Annotated in this window: 10 protein-coding genes, 1 tRNA gene and 4 pseudogenes; 5 read left to right on the top strand and 10 right to left on the bottom strand. The window is 65.1% G+C overall.

The features are described 5' to 3' along the window. Positions 1 to 303: 303 nt before the first annotated feature. Positions 304 to 1089, top strand: a complete 786-nt coding sequence (locus tag NW75_RS13550) for a FadR/GntR family transcriptional regulator (RefSeq protein ID WP_231565206.1) — start codon at positions 304 to 306, stop codon at positions 1087 to 1089. 10 nt (positions 1090 to 1099) lie between these two features. Here NW75_RS13550 and NW75_RS13555 read toward each other — a convergent pair whose 3' ends face one another. The 4 genes and pseudogenes from NW75_RS13555 to recJ form a co-directional block, all read right to left on the bottom strand. Continuing rightward, positions 1100 to 3502, bottom strand: coding sequence for a glycoside hydrolase family 31 protein (locus NW75_RS13555; protein ID WP_033965736.1), 2403 nt, complete (start codon positions 3500 to 3502; stop codon positions 1100 to 1102). Then, a complete protein-coding gene (locus NW75_RS13560; protein WP_033965737.1) occupies positions 3499 to 4764 on the bottom strand; it encodes an MFS transporter in 1266 nt (421 codons plus the stop codon). Before NW75_RS13560 ends, NW75_RS13555 begins: the two co-directional genes overlap by 4 nt. Positions 4765 to 5576: 812 nt before the next feature. Beyond that, positions 5577 to 5650: transfer RNA gene (locus tag NW75_RS13565), tRNA-Glu, on the bottom strand. Positions 5651 to 5729: 79 nt separating this feature from the next. Beyond that, a pseudogene (gene recJ / locus NW75_RS13570) lies at positions 5730 to 7504 on the bottom strand (single-stranded-DNA-specific exonuclease RecJ). Positions 7505 to 7607: 103 nt separating this feature from the next. Here recJ and NW75_RS13575 point away from each other — a divergent pair. Continuing rightward, positions 7608 to 9839: a penicillin acylase family protein gene (locus NW75_RS13575; protein ID WP_231565207.1), complete on the top strand. Its 2232-nt coding sequence runs from the start codon at positions 7608 to 7610 to the stop codon at positions 9837 to 9839. Between the two features lie 65 nt (positions 9840 to 9904). Here NW75_RS13575 and NW75_RS13580 read toward each other — a convergent pair. Continuing rightward, a pseudogene (locus NW75_RS13580) lies at positions 9905 to 10584 on the bottom strand (prolyl hydroxylase family protein). Between the two features lie 175 nt (positions 10585 to 10759). Then, positions 10760 to 10903, bottom strand: a pseudogene (locus NW75_RS28285) (RcnB family protein); the annotation flags it as partial. A gap of 126 nt (positions 10904 to 11029) precedes the next feature. Between NW75_RS28285 and NW75_RS26610 the strand changes: the two are divergent. After that, the gene (locus NW75_RS26610) at positions 11030 to 11323 is read left to right on the top strand and encodes a hypothetical protein (RefSeq protein WP_033965738.1); all 294 of its coding nucleotides are present in this window, start codon (positions 11030 to 11032) and stop codon (positions 11321 to 11323) included. Between the two features lie 392 nt (positions 11324 to 11715). Here NW75_RS26610 and NW75_RS13590 read toward each other — a convergent pair whose 3' ends face one another. Further along, on the bottom strand, positions 11716 to 12258 hold the full coding sequence (locus NW75_RS13590) for a (2Fe-2S)-binding protein (RefSeq protein ID WP_081988767.1): 543 nt from the start codon (positions 12256 to 12258) through the stop codon (positions 11716 to 11718). A 92-nt stretch (positions 12259 to 12350) separates the two neighbouring features. On the opposite strand from NW75_RS13590, the gene NW75_RS13595 reads away from it, so the two are divergent. Beyond that, entirely contained in the window at positions 12351 to 13151 is an 801-nt protein-coding gene (locus NW75_RS13595; RefSeq protein WP_033965740.1) for a DODA-type extradiol aromatic ring-opening family dioxygenase, read from the top strand. A gap of 4 nt (positions 13152 to 13155) precedes the next feature. Here the strand turns inward: NW75_RS13595 and NW75_RS13600 are convergent, their stop codons facing one another. Then, a complete protein-coding gene (locus NW75_RS13600; protein WP_033965741.1) occupies positions 13156 to 13917 on the bottom strand; it encodes a class II aldolase/adducin family protein in 762 nt (253 codons plus the stop codon). Positions 13918 to 14070: 153 nt separating this feature from the next. Between NW75_RS13600 and NW75_RS13605 the strand changes: the two are divergent. Continuing rightward, a pseudogene (locus tag NW75_RS13605) lies at positions 14071 to 15494 on the top strand (sugar MFS transporter). Between the two features lie 2 nt (positions 15495 to 15496). On the opposite strand, the gene NW75_RS13610 reads toward NW75_RS13605, so the two are convergent. Next, positions 15497 to 16615 (bottom strand): CaiB/BaiF CoA transferase family protein, encoded by a 1119-nt coding sequence (locus NW75_RS13610; protein ID WP_033965743.1) that lies wholly within the window; start codon positions 16613 to 16615, stop codon positions 15497 to 15499. A 20-nt stretch (positions 16616 to 16635) separates the two neighbouring features. Beyond that, positions 16636 to 17820: an acyl-CoA dehydrogenase gene (locus tag NW75_RS13615; RefSeq protein ID WP_033965744.1), complete on the bottom strand. Its 1185-nt coding sequence runs from the start codon at positions 17818 to 17820 to the stop codon at positions 16636 to 16638. Positions 17821 to 17910: the final 90 nt, after the last annotated feature.

Genomic DNA, 17910 nt, shown 5'->3' on the forward strand with positions numbered 1-17910 from the left:
CGCGGAAGGCCGGGTCGGCCGGGGTTGGTGCCGCCGCGCCGGTTTCGGCGATGGCGGGAGCCGCCGTGGCAATGAGCGAAACCGCCAGGGCTGCGCTGGCAACCGACGTGCGTAGAGTCTGCATATTTCCCCTCCCAAAAAGTGCGCGGCCGTTGCGTGTCGACCGTCTCGCGACTCTCATACCAAATGGTCTTACCAATTGCAAATGATGGAATGACCTGCAGGAGGATCGGGCCTATCGCGATTGCGCGAGCCCGGCATGTTGAGTAAACCGAAGCGCTCCGTTCTACAGGCGAACATCAAGTGATCAGGCCACTTCGTCCCACTCCGTCGACCCTGCACCCCGGGGGGCGAAAGCTGTATCAGCAGGCGGCGGCCACGATCGCGGCGGCGATCCAACGCGGCGACTATCGGCCCGGCCAGCGCATCCCGTCCGAGCGCGAACTGGCCGAAGAACATAAGGTCAGCCGCCCGACGATTCGCGAGGCGCTGATTGCGCTTGAGGTGACGGGGCTGGTGCGTTCGCGCCATGGCTCGGGTATCTTCGTCGTCGACAATCCGCCCAACGACACGCTTATGCTGAGTCTCGATATCGGCGCGTTCGAGCTGACCGAGGCGCGGCGGCTGTTCGAAGGGGAAACTGCGGCGCTGGCGGCGGTCTCGATCTCCGACGAGGATATCGCACGGCTGGAAACGCTGGTGGCCGACATGGAACGCGAAAATCAGGAACATGTCAGCGGTGAGCACGCCGATCGCGAGTTTCACGTCGTGATCGCGCGCGCGACGCAAAATTCGGCGATCGTCGGCGTCGTCGAATCGCTATGGGACGCGCGCTACAGCTCGCCGCTCTGCGCGCACATGCTCGAACGCGCCCGCAGTGTCGGCGTACAGCCGCGGATCGACGAACATCTCGATATCCTGCAGGCATTGCGGGAGCGCGATCCCGTTGCCGCGCGCGCGGCGATGCGCGACCATCTCGCCCGCGTGATCGAGGGGCTGCTCCAGGCCACCGAAATCGACACGATGGAGCGTACCCGCGCCGAGCTCGAGGTCAAGCGCACCGCACTGGCCAAGCGCGGCGCGGTCTGACCCGCCGCCGTTACGCGTCCCCGACAGTCAGCGAAATACCGCTGCGCCCTGCAATCATCACCGCTTCGCCCGCGCCGCCATTGACGATGAGCGTCCGTTTTTCGCCCGGCGGGAGCAACAGTGTCACGCGGTCGTCGCCCCAGGTGCCGGGGCCATCGCGGCTCAGCGTGAGATCGATCCGTTGGGCATCGGCCTGGCCCTTCATCCGCCAGCGGTCGATCGGCCCGTCGCCGTCGCCGCCATCCTCGACAGCCGACCAGGCGAAGGGGCCCTTGCCGGGCGGGAACAGCCAAATGCCGCGCTTATAGGGCTCGGGCCGCCATCCGCCGGTGGCGAGGTCTACCAGCATCGCCGATCCGGCACGTGCGAGCAGCGGCGGCGGGCCATCCAATGCCGCATCGAGCTCGACGATCACGCCGCCCGCAACGCGGTTGCCGGTCCAGACATCGATCCAGTCCGCGCCAGCGGGCGTACGCACCGTGCGCGTTGTCGCCCCCGGTTCGGCCACCGCTGCGACCAGCAAATCGGGCCCGAGCAGATGATCGTCCCCCTCGGCCCAGGCCGCCGGGTCACCCGGAAAGTCGAGCCAGAGCGGGCGCACCATCGGGTCATACGCCGCGTGATAGCGATGCAAAAGGTCGTAGAGAAACGGCAGCAGCGTCTGCCGCAACGCCATCAATCGCCGGATCGCGGGCAGCGCTTGCGGGTACATCCACGGCTCGTTGACGGTGCGGTCGTCATTCCAGCTATGGATGCTGAAGCGCGGCATCAGCACCCCCGCCTGCACCCAGCGTACCAGCAGTTCGGGCGAGGGGGCGGGGCCCGAAAAGCCGCCGACATCGTGCCCGCTGTTGGACACGCCCGATAGAGCAAGGCCGATCGCCTGGCGCATATTGTAGCGGATCGTCTTCCACTCGGTGCGGTTGTCGCCGGTCCAGGTCTGCGCATAGCGCTGCAGTCCCGCCATCCCGGATCGCGTCACGACATAGGGGCGCTGGCCGGGGCGTGCCTCGATTTGCGCCTGCCGCGACGCGCGCGTCATCAACAAGGGCTGCACCGGACGCATCGCCGCTGCTGCGACGGGGCTGCCGAAACCGTGGAAGCGCGCGCGCCGATCCCACACTTCATATTCGTTATTGTCGTTCCAGGTCGCTTCCATGCCCTGGTCGAGCAGGCTGGTCGTCACCTGTGCGCGCCACCACTGCGCGGCTTCGGGCCGGGTGAAATCGATATAGCTGCCGACTTCGTCCCAAAATTGTGCCTCGACCGGCTGGCCCTCGGCATCGGCCACGAACAGGCCGGCCGCCGCTGCTTCGTCATAGCGCGGGTGGCTGCGCAGAAGGGCGGGCTTGATGTTGGGCACCAGCCGCACACCCGCATCGGCATAGGAGCCAATAAAGGCGGCGGGATCGGGAAATTTGTCGCGGTTCCAGTGGAACACATAGCGCTTGTCGCCGATCGAGGTGTAGCCCGAGGAGAGGTGGAACGAGGTGCAGCCGAGATCGTGCCTGGCGCATTGGTCGAGGAAGCTCGCCATCTGCACTGCGGCATCGGGCGCGTCGGTATAGCTCATCGTCGAGCCCGAATAGCCCAGCGACCAGCGCGGCATCAGCGCGGGGCGGCCGGTCAGCCAGGTGAAGCGGCGCGTCACCGCCAGCGGGTCCGGCCCGGCGATCATCCACAGATCGACATCGCCTGCGTCCGCCACGACATGGCGGTAGAGACCGTGATAATTGTCGAGTTCCCGGCCGAGATCGACCGTTACATCGGCGACGCTGTCGTAAAACGTACCGTGGCAGCGGCCATCCCCGTCGGCGACCAGGAGATAGGGAATGGACTTGTAGAGTGGGTCGCTATGCTCGGCATCGAACCCCATCGGATCGACGTTGGTCAGGCGGAAGCGGCGACCCGCGCGGTTGGTGTCGCCGGTGCGATCGCCCAGGCCGTAAAAGCGTTCGTCGGGCCGGCGCGCGAGATAATGGTGCGCGCGGCCGTCCCACCAGCCGAAATCATAGGCTTGCGTCGGGCGATCGGCCGCCATTGGCCGCCACGTGTCGCCGTCGCGCTGCTCCCAGCTGCAATGGAGGCCGTGCAGGCGGATGGTGAGGCGAAGGCGGGTGGTCGTAAGCGTCAGCCTATCTTCCGTCGCCACGCAGTCGAAGGCAGGGCACGTAAAACCGCCGACATCCATGCGGTCGCGGCCGGGTTCGGCGATGTCGGCGGCACCGGGGGCGATCGCCCAGCTCGGCGGGCTCGTCACCGTGCCGGTGGCGAGCAGCAACAGGCGCACGATATCATCCTCCAGCACGAACACATGCGCGACGGCACCAGTGTCGGCGGTGAGCGTGATGCGGCCCGGCACGCGCGCGGTCAGCACGAAGCGGGGCGGGTTGGACAAGGTGGCGTGTCTCATAGTGTCGGTTCCGTGGCAGGGACGGGGGGCAGGGTCAGCTTGCGGATGAAGAGGATCAGGACGGCAGCGCCGATCAGATCCAACACCCCCAGCACCGCGAACAGCGGCGCATAGCCGACGGTATCGGCCAACTGGCCGATCATCAGCGAAAAGAGCAGGCCGCCGATCCACCCGGCCTGCCCGATAAAGCCGTTGGCGGTGCCGACCTCGCTCGGCGCGAACACGTCGGCGGACAGCGTGTTGATCAGCCCCGAGATCATCTGATGCGCGAAGCCGCCCACGCAGAACAAGGCGATCGCGGTATAGGGGCTGGCGGCAAGGCCGATACAGCCCGGCGCGATCATCAGCACCGCGCCCAGCGAAATGCCGACGATGCGCGATGGAATCAGCGCAACGCCGCGCTTCATCAGCCACGGCGACAAATAGCCGCCGAGGATGCCGCCAAGGTCCGCTGCGAGAAACGGCAGAAATGCGAACAGCGCGATCTGCTTCAGATCCATGCCGCGTTCGGTGGCAAGGTAGAGCGGGATCCAGAAGCTGAAGGTTTGCCAGGCGGGCTCGGCGAGGAAGCGCGGGATCGCGATCACCCAGAAGCGGGCCGAGCCAAGGATTTCGCGCGGCTTCACGCGCTTGGTGGTGGCGGGCGGGCGGTCGGTGGCGATCATCCTCCGTTCCTCGGGCGTGATCGCAGGGTGCGTCTCCGGCGTCCGGTAGAACGCATACCACGCCGCCGCCCAGACGATCCCCACGGCACCGGTAACGATGAACGCCCAGCGCCAGTCGGCCCACAGCGCTACCGCGACCACGACGGGCGGCGCGATCAGCGCCCCGAGCGAGGTTCCTGCGTTGAACCAGCCCACCGCAACCGAACGCTCGCGCGCCGGAAACCATTCGGCAACCGCCTTGATTCCCGACGGAATCGCGGCGGATTCGGCGAGCCCCAGCAAGCCGCGGAACAATGCAAGGCTGATCCAGCCAAAGGCAAAGGCATGCAGCATGTTGGCGAGCGACCACGCGATGCCGAACACAGCAAAGCCCGCGCGCAGCCCGAACCGGTCGATAATCGCACCCGCCACGGGCTGCATTACGGTATAGGCAAGCTGGAACGCGCCGACGACGTAGCTGTATTGCTTGGTCGTCATGTGCAGTGCGCTCTTCAGCTCAGGTGCAAGGACACCGAGCGAATTACGCGCAAGGTAATTGGCCACGGTGCCCGCGCAGATCAGCGCGACGATCCACCAGCGCAGATTTCGTATCCGCATGCCCGTTCCCCTCCTGCGCCGTATGCAGCGTCTGCCCGCCATCCTAGGGACCCACAGTTGGTCTGTCCATATTGGTCGGGCCAATTTGCACGGTTGTGGGTTGCGCATGGCTGTCCGCGCGGGAAGGGAGGGTGGCACGGTCCTTGTTGCAGCCACGACGCTTGGTTTCCTGCCCGTCTCGGCAATCGTCCGAAATTTTGGTGGCCCTACGGGTACCGTTGTGAAGTTTCAGGCACCATCATTACGTCTCAGCTTTTTGAGCTTGTTGAAAATATTGGAAAACTGTTGAGCCAGTGCATCCCACAATTTTCCGCTAAATCCGGATCAAAGTGTGGGACTCGATCTGGGACTGCATTGCGGAGGTTCCGATGGCGTTGACGACCCTCGAGGTCCAACATGCAGGCCCCGGCAGGCAGGCCGATATGTTTGGCCTCTACCCCCCTCGTTAGCGACAGCGGAGCGCGATCCTCCGGCAACACGCGAGTGCCGCGATTGGCCAGGACGTTCCTCTCGTCGACGCGCATTCCGACCGCGAATTTGCGCAAGGCCGTTCGCGCGGGCGACGGGCCTGCCTCATGGCGCGTAAGGCCGCGCCGACCTTTGAAAAGGTAGCGACTCCTTCCAATGGACGCGGCCCCCGAACTCCGTCCGGAGCGGCAGCGAAATCTGCCGGTTGAGGTAGTAGATCCCGGTCTTGGGGTGTTTCCAGGGGGTCGCCATGTGGACCATCTCGCGTCTCGCTATGCCCGTTCGCTATGCCTGCGGAGGGTGAAGATGCGGTGAACGCTGGATTCTGCCGAAATTCCGAAAGATGGTGACCCTACGGGAATCGAACCCGTGCTTCAGCCGTGAAAGGGCCGCGTCCTAACCGCTAGACGAAGGGGCCGTGCCCGAATGCTCGGGAGCGAAGGGCCGGTTAGGCAAAGCGGACGGGTTGGTCAACCCATTGTGTCGCATTTGTTGAATCAATCGGCCCAGGCGGCGTCGTCGATGTGCAATTCGGCGGCGGGGCGGGTGCCCCAATCGTCGATGCGTGCGCGACCCGCAAGCCACAGGCGGCGATGCGGTGCCGCACCCAGCAAGGCCTGGCCCAGCGCGGTGTCGGCCTGGCGGAAGGCGACCGCCTTCAGCGTGCCACCGCCGCCGCCAGGGCAATCCCCGCTAACGATCGCGCGGACATGGCCGTTGCCGACCACATCGGCTTTGAGCACGCGCACTGGCCCCGCGACCACGCGCGGTTGCGGCCAGCCCATGCCATAAGGGCCGCCGGCCTCCATCGTCGTGACCAGATCGGGCGTCACGCCGCGCGCGCTCAGCACCGCGTCGAGCAACAAGGCGCGGTCGCCCATCGCGCGGGTGACGGCGGCGTCGAGACGTTCGCTCAGAAAGTCGCCAAAGCTTCGATGCGGTCCTCGGCAATCGTCAGGCCAGCCGCCATCGCATGGCCGCCGCCCGCCACCAGCAGATCGGCCTCTTTCGCGGCGAGCACGGCGGCTCCCAAATCGACGCCGGGGATCGATCGCCCCGAACCCTTGCCGATGCCCGCATCGTCGAGCGCGATGACCAGTGCCGGGCGGCCGAACTTCTCCTTCAGGCGTCCGGCGACGATCCCGATCACGCCGGGGTGCCAGCCGTGCCCGGCGACGACGATCACCGCGCGGTTGCTCTTGTGTGCGGCGAGCATTTCGGCGGCTTCCTGCACGATCCCCTCGATCGCCCGGCGTTCCTCGTTGAGCCGGTCGAGCTCGGTTGCGATTCGTTCGGCTTCGCCCGGGTCGCGCGTTGTCAGCAAGCGGACACCGAGATCGGACTTGCCGACGCGCCCACCGGCATTGATGCGGGGGCCGAGCGCGAAGCCGAGATCGGTGCTGGTCGGCGCGCGAGTCAGCCGCGAGGCGGTGAGCAGCGCGTCGATCCCGATATTGCCGCGCTTGGCCATCACCTTGAGCCCCTGCGCGACGAAGGCGCGGTTGAGGCCTTTGAGCGAGGCGACATCGGCCACGGTGCCGAGCGCCACCAGATCGAGCAAATCGAGCAATTTCGGTTCGGGACGATCGGCGAAGAATCCGCGCGTGCGCAGTGCACGAATCAGCGCGGCCCCGAGCAGAAAGGCGACGCCGACGGCGGCGAGATGGCCATGCGCGGCCCCCTCGGTCTCGTCGAGCCGGTTGGGGTTCACCAGGGCGAGTGCATGGGGCAGGGCGCTCGCGCATTTGTGATGGTCGACCACGACAACGTCCACGCCCGCGACGCGCGCCATTTCCAGCGCCTCGAACGCCTGCGCGCCGCAATCGACGGTGATGATGAGGCTGGCACCTTCGTCCTTCAGGCGCACCAGTGCCGGGCCTGACGGGCCGTAACCCTCCATCAGCCGGTCCGGAATATAGGACCGCGCCTCCAGGCCAAGGTCGCGCAACAACAGGATCATCAGCGCCGCCGAGGTCGCGCCATCGACGTCATAATCGCCGAACACCGCGATTTGCTCACCTGCCTGCACTGCGTTGGCAAGGCGATCGGCGGCGCGGTCCATATCCCGGAAAATCGAGGGATCGGGCATGAAGGCGCGGATGCTGGGGGCCTTGTGCGCCGCCAGCGCATCGCGTGGACAGCCCCGCGCGAGCAACAATTGCGTGACCAGATCGTCGGGCGCGAAGCCGGGGTCACGCGCGTCGGTCTCCAGCATACGCCAGCGCCACGGCTGGCCGAGAATCGAATGGGTGATGTTGAGCACGGTGTTCATTGCCGCCCTCCTACGCCGATGTCGCCTTCGCGCAAATCACGGCGCGGCTGGACCGTATCCCCGCGCTGTGCGACGATGCCAAAAAACAAGAGAGGGTGGGGCGATGCGGTACGTGACGAGCGCGGCGTTGGGATTGGCATTGATGGCGGCGACGCCGGTGGGGGCCGCTCCGGCGCATTTTTCCGCGACGATCACCCGCACGACCTTCGGCATTCCGCATATCCGCGCGACCACATGGGGCGGCCTCGGCTACGGCGTCGCTTATGCCTATGCGCAGGATAATCTGTGTATGTTGGCCGAAGAGTTCGCGACCGTGGCGGGCGAGCGATCGCGCTGGTTCGGGCCGAAGGAAAGCGCGGTGCTCGGCTTCGACAAGATCGACAATCTCTCGTCGGATGTCTTCTTCCGCTCGGTGATCGATGTGCCGACCTTGCGGGCGGGTATGGCGCGCGGCAATCCCACCACGCGCGCGCTCGTGCGCGGCTATGTCGCCGGGTATAACAAGCTGCTGCGCGATATCGGCCCGGCGGGCGTCCCCGGCGAGTGTCGCGGCAAGGGCTGGGTCCGCCCGATCGCGCTCGACGATATGCTGCGGCTGAACGAGAAGCAGATGTTGCTGGCGAGCTCGCTTGCGTTGGCACCGCTGGTCGTGCACGCGGTGCCGCCCGGCGCGACACAGGCTGCGCTGGTTCCCGGTGAAGACCCGCTGCGGCCGCGCGATATTGGGTTTGGCAGCAATGGCTGGGCTTTCGGCAAAGACGTCACCGCCAATGGTCGTGGCCTTGTTGTCGGAAACCCGCATTTTCCGTGGAACGGGCCGTCGCGCTTCTATGAAATGCACCTGACCTTGCCCGGCCAGTATGATGCGATGGGGGTGGGGATCGCCGGCGCGCCGGTCGTCACGCTTGGCTTTAACAAGAATGTCGCCTGGACGCATACGGTGACGGCGGCCCAGCATTTCACGGTGTTCCAGCTCAAGCTCGATCCGGCCGACCCGACCAAATATCTGGTCGATGGCAAGAGCGAGCCGATGCGGCGGCAGGTGATTTCGGTGCCGATGCCGGATGGCGCTCCGCCGGTACAGCGGACCACCTATGCGACGCGCTATGGGCCGATCGTCTACAATCCGCTGGCGGGCTTCGGCTGGACCAAGACGCAGGCCTATGCGCTGCGCGATGCCAACCACAATAACCAGCGGGCGCTGGAAACCTGGGTCGCGATCGGGCAAGCGCGCAGCGTCGGCGAGGTGCGCGCGGCGGTGGAGCGGACGCTGGGTATTCCGTGGGTCAACACCATCGCCGCCGATCGCGCGGGGAATGCGCTGCACGCCGATGTAACGGCCGTGCCCAACGTATCGGCGGAGAAGGTGCGTACGTGCGGGATGCCGCTGTCCGGCGCGCTGAAAGGCAAACTCATTCTGCTCGACGGTAGCCGCTCGGTCTGCGATTGGGATCGGGCTGCGGGCACGCCGGTCGCCGGCTTGATGCCGGCGGGGGATCAGGCGGTGCTGGAGCGGCGGGATTATGTCGCCAACAGCAATGACAGCTATTGGTTGAGCAACCCCAAGGTGCCTGCCGTGGTCCGCTCGCCTATCCTGGGGGCAGCCGAGAGCGAACGCACGCTGCGGACGCGCTCCGGTCTGATCGAGATCGACCGACGGCTGAGCGGCACCGATGGATTGCCGGGCACCAAGGTCGACCCCGCCGCCGCTGAAGCGATGGCCTTTGCCAATAAGAGCCTGGCGGCCGAACTCGCGATTGATCCATTACTGGCTTTGTGTCGCGGGCAGGAGGATGTAGCGGCGGCGTGCGCGGCGCTTGGCGGTTGGGACCGGCGCTTCAATCTCGACAGCCGCGGCGCGTATTTGTTCGCAACCTTCTGGGAGGGCGTGCGGTCATTGCCGGGCTTGTGGGCGGTGCCATTCGACAAGGCCGATCCCGTCCACACGCCGCGCGATTTGGTGACGAGCGGCGCGCAAGGGGCGAAACTGCTCGCCGCGCTAAAGGCAGCAGCGGCGACGCTGGCAAAGCAGGGCATCGCGCTCGACGCGCGCTGGGGCGACGTCCAGTTCGCGGTGCGCGGTCAGGACCATATCCCGATCCACGGCGCGTCCGGGCAATTGGGGGTGCTCAACGTCCAGCAATCCGACGCCGTTCCGGGCGGGATCGTGCCGAAGCATGGGTCAAGCTATGTCCAGATTGTCACCTTCGACACGGTCGGGCCGGTGGCGGACGCGTTGCTCAGCTATTCGCAGTCGACCGATCCGGCATCGCCTTATTTCGGAGACCAGACGCGCGAGTTTTTCGGCGAAGCGTTTCCACCATTTGCCGTTTAGCGAGGCGCAAATTTTTGGCAGACGGAGGGCGCAAGAGCGTGCGGATCAGCGAATAAGCGGCTGGATCACGCCTTCATCCAATTGCCCTCGCGGAACCATTTGGTGACGATGTACTTCGTCCCCTGAACCACCGGCATGCTTCGTGCAGCGTGGCGGTGTTGCGGTCGCCATCGGGCTTCATGTTGTTCCAGGTAAGCAGCAACCCCTTTTTCGGGGCGACGCGGATGCCGATGGTCGGGAACCATGTCGCGCCCCCTTCCTCGACATCGTTGAGGTAGATCATCGCGGTCCAGGTCCGCTGTCCGCCGGTTTCGACCATTTTGGGCCAATACGGCTGGGCTTCGTTGAAATAGTCGAAATGCGCGCGGAAATGCTGGCCGACCGCATAGCGCTGGCCCTGCATCGTTTCCCCGTGGACGGGATCGATACCGAGGAGATCGGCAATCGCCTCGTCGGTTGGGCGGACGTCGGGCGACCAGCGATCCATGTCGCAACTGTCGCTGGTGCGAAAGTCCTGCACCGATTCCTCTGCCAGAACGGTCGAGCGGCGGCGATTTGTGTCGATCAGCGCCACCAGCCGGTCGCAGGTCGCGGCATCGAGGAAATCGGGATGGTAGAAAATCTGCGCCTCGTCGACCTTGGCGCGCTTCACGGCCGGGTTGGAATCGAGTCGACGGGAAACGGATTCGCCGACCAGGCGGCGCACAGGCGAAGGGCCGCCGGATTTCTTTGCAAACAGAGCCATGGCGCGGGACTTTGCCGTGCGCGCTCGAAAAAACAACTCGAAAAACAGGGGCCGCAAACCCAAGTTTGCGGCCCCTGATCGGGTGGTTACCAGAAAATGTCGTACACCGTATCGAGACATAGCCGGTGCGGATATCCACGAGCAGCGCGTCATTGTAATAGCGCACCCAGCGATAAGGCCCGTAGGCTGGCGGCAGCCGATAATAGTCAGCGTCGTCGATCCAATAATCCTGGTCGTACAGGAACGAATTTAACGTAAAGCCGATCGAGAAACGGCGATAGCCATAGCCCCAACCCGCTGGAGCATAATAACGGGGCAGGTGGTAAAGGTTGCGGTTCTGGTTGCGGTAATAGTTGTAATTATACCGGTTGTCCCGCCGCCAGTCGCGATTCCAGCCGCGGTTACCGTTGTTATTCCAGCCGTTATTGTAGCCGGGACGACCGTCGTGCCGGTCACCGCGCCAATCGCCGCCGCGCCCGTCATTGCCGCGCGGATCCCCGCGGCCGGGTTGTGCACCGCCGCCATAGCGGGGATCGCGGCCCGGCTGGGCTCCGTCAAACGCCGGCCGACCGCCATTCGGACCACCGTTGAACCCGGGGCGACCATCGAACGGACGGCCGCCCGGCTGCTGCGGGGGCTGTCCCTGCGGGCGGTCGCCACGATCGTTGCCGAAGTCGGGACGAAAACCCGGTCGGCCACCCTGGCCATTCGGGCGTCCACCGCGATCATCCCGCCCTGACCACCTTGGTGCCTGGGGCTGTTGCGGCTGCGGTTGCGCCTGGGGCTGGGCTTGCGATTGTGGTGCTGGTGGACGGGCAGCGGGCGCTTGCCCGGCCGGTTGACCCTCCGGACGCCGCCATTGCGGACGGCCCGCATCTCCGACCATCGCCGGGCGCTGCGGGCGCCCTTCTCGTTGGCCCTGGCCCTCTTCACGATGCGGCCGGTCGTTGCCCTCCTGCGCCATTGCGGCCGCCGGGATCAACGCAGAGGCCGCCATGATTGCGGCGAGCAAAGACTTGCGCATCAAAACTTCCTTCTCTTCGTCCAGACGCCATGTCCGGTCGTTGAACCCTATATGGTCCCGTGTCGATGAGCCGTCGCTGAATTGGGCTGACAGCTTTGCGAAAGGTATTATTTACTTCGCGGGATCAGCGCGGGAACTTCGCGTGCTGCGTCGGTTGGAGAAACGCCGGGCGATGGCGGAGCGTCGATCGTTTCGTCGCCGCGTTGTACGCTTGCCGCCAGCAACACCGCTTCGACCAGGCGCGGATAGATGCCGCAGCGGCACAGGTTGGTGATGCTCGCGCGGATGTCATCCTCGCTTGGGTTGCGGTTCTTCTTGAGCAGCACCGCTGCCGCCATGATCATGCCAGGGATGCAGAAGCCGCATTGTGGCACGTTCTTGGCAAGGAACGCCATTTGCGCCGGATGCGTGCGATCGCGCGACAGCCCCTCGATCGTGGTGACAAAACTGCCCTCGATCGCGCCGATCGTACGCTGGCACGAGCGCACGGCTTCGCCATCGATTTCGACGGTGCACGCCCCGCATTCGCCATTGCCGCAGCCATATTTCGTGCCGGTGAGGTTGGAGGCATCGCGCAGCGCCCACAAGAGCGGCGTGTTCGGGTCCATCTTATATTGAACGGGCTGATTGTTGACGGTGAAGCGGGTCATGTCGGCACGATAGGCCAAGATGTGTCGGTACGAAACGGGTCGTTTCCCGTCCTGCGATTGTCGGGCGGGGAGAGGCAGGCGATATAACCCTCATGACGCTTCCCACCCTGTTCATCCCGCATGGCGGCGGGCCCTGTTTCTTCATGGATCCCGCGGGCGGGCCACCCGACCCGATGTGGCGGCCGATGCAGGCCTATCTGTCCGGGGTGATCGCAGCACTACCCGAGCGACCGCGCGCCATCCTGATGGTATCGGGGCATTGGGAAGAGCCGGAATTGACCGTCAATGGCGGTGACGGGCATCCCATGCTGTTCGATTATTACGGCTTCCCGGAGCATACTTATCGGCTCGACTGGCCGTCGCACGGCAGCCCGGATGTCGCGCGGCGTGCGTCTGCACTGCTGGAGGCCGCCGGGTTCCCCACGACGGAAGATTCGGCACGCGGCTGGGATCACGGCGTTTTCATCCCGATGATGGTGGCAGTTCCGGACGCCGACATCCCGCTGGCGCAGCTTTCGCTGCGCGCCGATCTCGATCCCGCCGCGCACATCGCGATCGGTCGGGCGCTGGCACCGCTACGCGACGAAGGGGTGCTGATCGTCGGCTCCGGCATGAGTTTCCACAATTTGCGTGCTCGCGGCGCGCAAGTGACGGCGGTAGCGGACGAATGGGACGCCGCGCTGACCGCAGCCGTTACCGATTCCGATCCGGCCTCGCGTGCGGCGCGCGTGGCCGCGTGGGAGAGACTTCCCCACGCTCGCTTCGCCCATCCGCAGGCCGAGCATCTGCTGCCGCTGATGGTTGCGCTCGGCGCGGGCGGCGATGGCCCGGCCGTGCGCGATTATGCCGATCATGTGCTCGGCTGGGCGATCTCGGGCTATCGCTTCGGCTGACGCCTCAGGCGCGCCAGCCGGTATCGATCTTGTCGACCAGGCGCACCATCGCGTCGAAATCGGCCTTGCCCGGGCCACCCGGCACCTGCGCCATGTGCAAGTCGCGCTGATGCACCGCGATCACCTCGGGCGACACCTCGATCGGCGTGCCCATCGACATCGTCGCGATCTGGATTTCGCAAGCGCGCTGTAGCGACCAATGCTTGATGAACGCCTCGGGCAGTGTCCTGCCCATGACGAGGATGCCGTGGTTCTTGAGCAGCATCACACGCTTGTCGCCAAGATGTTCGAGCAGCCGGGTGCCTTCCTCGTCGCGGACGGTGACCCCTTCGAAATCGTGATAGGCGATCTGCCCGGCAAAATTGCAGGCGTAGAAATTGGTGGCGCGCAAGCCGCCCTCAAGCGAACTCACCGCCATGCCCGCCGTGGTATGGGTGTGCATGATGCAATGCGCGTCGGGCAAATGGCGGTGGAACAGCGCGTGCTGCACGAACCCGGCGCGATTGACGGGGTAGGGGCTGTCGTCGAGCTTGTTGCCGTCAATATCGATCTTGACCAGGCTGGAGGCGGTGACCTCGCTGAAATGCAGGCCGAACGGATTGATTAGGAAGGCACCCTCTTCCTCGGGCACTTTCAGCGTGATGTGATTGTAGATCATTTCCGACCAGCCGAGCATCGCGAACACGCGGTAGCAGGCGGCGAGTTCCTGTCGCGTCGCCCATTCGGCTTCGGACATCTTCGCAGCGCGAAGGATTGCGGTGGCCATAGCGGACTCTCCTCATCCGGGTCGTTTTTTTCTGGACTCGGTATCGCATGAGATTTGCCGGATTGCCAGAGCGGGGGATTGCCAGACCCGGCTTGGTCCGGGCATGGGGGCGGCGAGTAGGAAACGGCGCGTTAGCGGCCGGGAGAGGATCGCATGCACATCGACGCCGCCAAAACACCGCAGGATGCCGACGACATCGCCACCAAGGGCGTGAATGCGCCCGATCTGCAGGTGTTCGTGTTCGCATTGTTCTTCATCTTCGGCGGCATCACCAGTCTGAACGATGTCATCATTCCCAAGCTGAAGGAGCTGTTCACGCTCACCTACACGCAGGCGATGCTCGTTCAGTTCTGCTTCTTCACCGCCTATCTTTTGATCGGCATTCCGGGGGCGGCGCTGGTCAAGCGGATCGGCTATATGCGCGGCGCGGTCGCCGGGCTGGTGACGATGTTGGTTGGCTGCCTGCTGTTCATTCCCGCGTCTAGCACAGCGACGTACGCGCTTTTCCTGTTCGCGCTGTTCATCCTGGCGGCGGGCGTGGTGCTGGTTCAGATCGTGGCCAATCCGCTGATCAGCTTGCTTGGCAAAGCCGAAACCGCATCCAGCCGTCTGACCTTCGCCCAGGCGTTCAATTCGCTCGGCACGACGATCTTTCCATATGCCGGCGCCATCATCATTTTGGGCAGCCTTTCCAAGATTTCGGCGTCGGACCTGACCGGCGCGGCGCTGGATGCGTATCGCACGGCGGAAAGCGGCGCGATCGTTCGTGGCTATCTCGGTCTGGCGGTTGCGCTGGCTGTCGTCGCGACCGCGTCTGGCTGTTTCGCAATCGGCTGCCGCATGATGCCAATGCCGCGAAAGACAAGCCGCTTGTCGGTGCCACGCGCTACGTCGCGGGCCTGGCTCTGGCCGCGCTCGGCGCGGTCGTCGCCGTGGAGGTGCAGGCGTGGATCGGGTTGGTGCTCATTTTGCTGGCGCCGGTAATCTGGTTGTACGGTAACGACCTGATGCAACGTCCGCGCTTCGCGCTCGGCGCGCTTTGCATCTTCCTCTATGTCGGTGCGGAAGTGTCGATCGGCTCGCTGATCGTCAACTACCTCAAACAGCCTGGCGTCATGAACCTCGACATCACCAGCGCTGGCAAGATGATCCCATTTTACTGGGGCGGGGCGATGATCGGCCGGTTTGTCGGCTCTGCGGTGTTGCGTGTCGTCAACCCGGGCAAGGTCCTGGCGGGCGTCGCCGTCGGTGCGGTCGCGCTGATCCTGATCTCGAGCTACACAACGGGCTCGGTCGCGGGTTACAGCCTGCTGGCGGTCGGGCTGATGAACGCCATCATGTTCCCCACGATCTTCAGTCTTGCCTGTGAAGGGCTCGGCGCACGTGCGGCAGATGGATCGGGAATCATCAACGTTGCGATCTTCGGCGGTGCCGTGCTGCCCCTGGCGACCGGAACGTTGGCGGATGCGAGCGGAAGCCTGACGCTCGCGCTGCTTATTCCGGTGGCGTGCTATGTGGTGATCTGCGCGTTCGGCGTTTACGCAGCGCGGCCGGCACCCCAATACGCCGACGCCTGAATTCAAAAGCGCAGCGCTGCGATCTCGGCTGGGGTAAAGCCTGCCTCGGCCAGGATCGCGGCCCCGTCGGGTGCGTCCGCCATGCGCGGGGGCACTGTCGCGCTGACCGAATAACGCGGCGCTGGAGCGGGCTGGGTAACCCCGCCCGCCGTAACGAAGGTCGCGCGCGCGACGTTGTGCGGGTGCGCGATGGCTTCATCGAAGCCGAGGACGGGGGCGATGCAGGCTTCGTGCCCCTCAAAGGCCGAAACCCAAGCGTCGCGCGTGCGCAGTTTGAAGCGATCGGCGAGGTCTGCCTTCAGGCGCGGCCACGAAGCGGGCGCGAACTGCGCCTCCCACTCGGCCCCGTCCAGCCCCATAACCTGTCGCAAAGCCGCGTAAAATTGCGGTTCGATCGCCCCGACCGCAATCCATTTGCCATCGGCGGTTTCATAGGTGTCGTAGAAATGCGCACCACCATCGAGCAGGTTGGTGCCGCGCGCTGCGCTCCAGCGGCCCATGCCGCGAAAGCCCCAGATCATGCTGGCGAGCACCGCCGAGCCATCGGTCATCGCGCAATCGACGACTTGTCCTTGGCCCGTCGCTTGCGCGCTCAGAATCGCGGCGAGCATGCCGAAGGCCAGCATCATGCCGCCGCCGCCGAAATCGCCGACCAGATTCATCGGCGCGACCGGTTTACGCCCGGCTTCGCCCAGAGCGTGGAGCGTGCCGGAGATGGCGATGTAGTCGATGTCGTGGCCCGGCTCGCTGGCCAGCGGCCCGGTCTGGCCCCAGCCGGTCATGCGGCCATAAACGAGCTTGGGATTATCGGCGAGTAGCGCCTCTGGCCCGAGGCCAAGCCGCTCCATGACGCCTGGTCGAAAGCCCTCGATCAATCCATCGCATGTGGCTGCGATGCGCCGGACGGCGGCGATTGCCTCGGGCTTTTTCAGATCGAGCATGATCGTCCGGCGCGAGCGTAACAATGGGTCGCGTGCGGCCTCGGTCAAACCACTGGCACCGGGCCGTTCGACGCGGATCACCTCCGCGCCGTGATCGGCGAGCATCATGCCGCAAAATGGCCCCGGCCCGATCCCCGCCATTTCGAGGATGCGAAGTCCGGCGAGGGGCGGGGATGCCATGCTGTCTCTCCTGCTTAACCTTAAAACGCGGCGATCCCGGTGATGGCGCGGCCGAGGATGAGCGCGTGCACGTCGTGCGCGCCCTCATAGGTGTTGACCGTTTCCAGGTTCATCAAATGGCGCATCACTTGATATTCGCCGGAAATGCCGTTGCCGCCGTGCATGTCGCGGGCATTGCGGGCAATATCGAGCGCCTTGCCGACATTGTTGCGCTTGACGATCGAGATCATCTCGGGCGCGAATTTGCCCGCATCCATCAGACGCCCGACGCGCAGCGAAGCCTGGAGGCCGAGCGCGATTTCGGTCTCCATGTCGGCCAGCTTCTTCTGGAACAGTTGCCGCCCGGCGAGCGGGGTGCCGAACTGGTTGCGGTCGAGCCCATATTGGCGCGCCGCATGGAAGCAGAATTCGGCGGCACCGAGCGCGCCCCAGCTGATGCCGTAGCGCGCGCGGTTGAGGCAGCCAAACGGTCCCTTCAAGCCCTGCACATTGGGCAGCAACGCGTCTTCGCTGAGTTCGACCTCGTCCATCAGGATCATGCCGGTGATCGAGGCGCGCAAGCTGAGTTTGCCCTCGATCTTGGGCGTGGCGAGGCCCTTCGCGCCCTTTTCGACGACGAAGCCGCGAATGCCGTCGCCATGCGCTTCGGACTTGGCCCAGATGACGAACACGTCGGCGATCGGCGAATTGGAGATCCACGTTTTCGCACCCGACAGCAAATAGCCGCCATCGACCTTCTTCGCGCGCGTCGTCATGCTGCCGGGGTCGGAGCCGGCATCGGGTTCGGTCAGGCCGAAGCAGCCAATCCATTCGCCGCTCGCGAGCTTGGGCAGATATGTGCGCTTCTGCTCCTCGGAGCCATAAGCGTAGATCGGGTACATCACGAGGCTCGACTGCACCGACATCATCGAGCGGTAGCCAGAATCGATCCGCTCGACCTCCCGCGCGACCAAGCCGTAAGCGACATAGGAGGCACCCACGCCGCCATATTCCTCGGGCACCGTCGGCCCGAGCAAGCCAAGCGCACCCATTTCGCGGAAGATGTCGGGATCGGTGATTTCGTTCTGAAAGGCGTCGATAATGCGCGGGGCGAGCTTGTCCTGCGCATACGCCCGCGCCGAATCGCGGATCATCCGTTCGTCATCCTCGAGCTGATCGTCGAGGAAAAAGGGATCGGCCCAATCGAAACGCGCCATGTCGGCCATCTTGCTTTCCTTCTCACGTCGCCCCGGCGAAGGCCGGGGCCGCTGGAATGTCGCGAACACCCTGCCACGACCGCAGCGGCCCCGGCCTGC

Source organism: Sphingomonas sp. Ant H11, assembly GCF_000797515.1.
In the GTDB taxonomy this organism is placed as follows: domain Bacteria; phylum Pseudomonadota; class Alphaproteobacteria; order Sphingomonadales; family Sphingomonadaceae; genus Sphingomonas.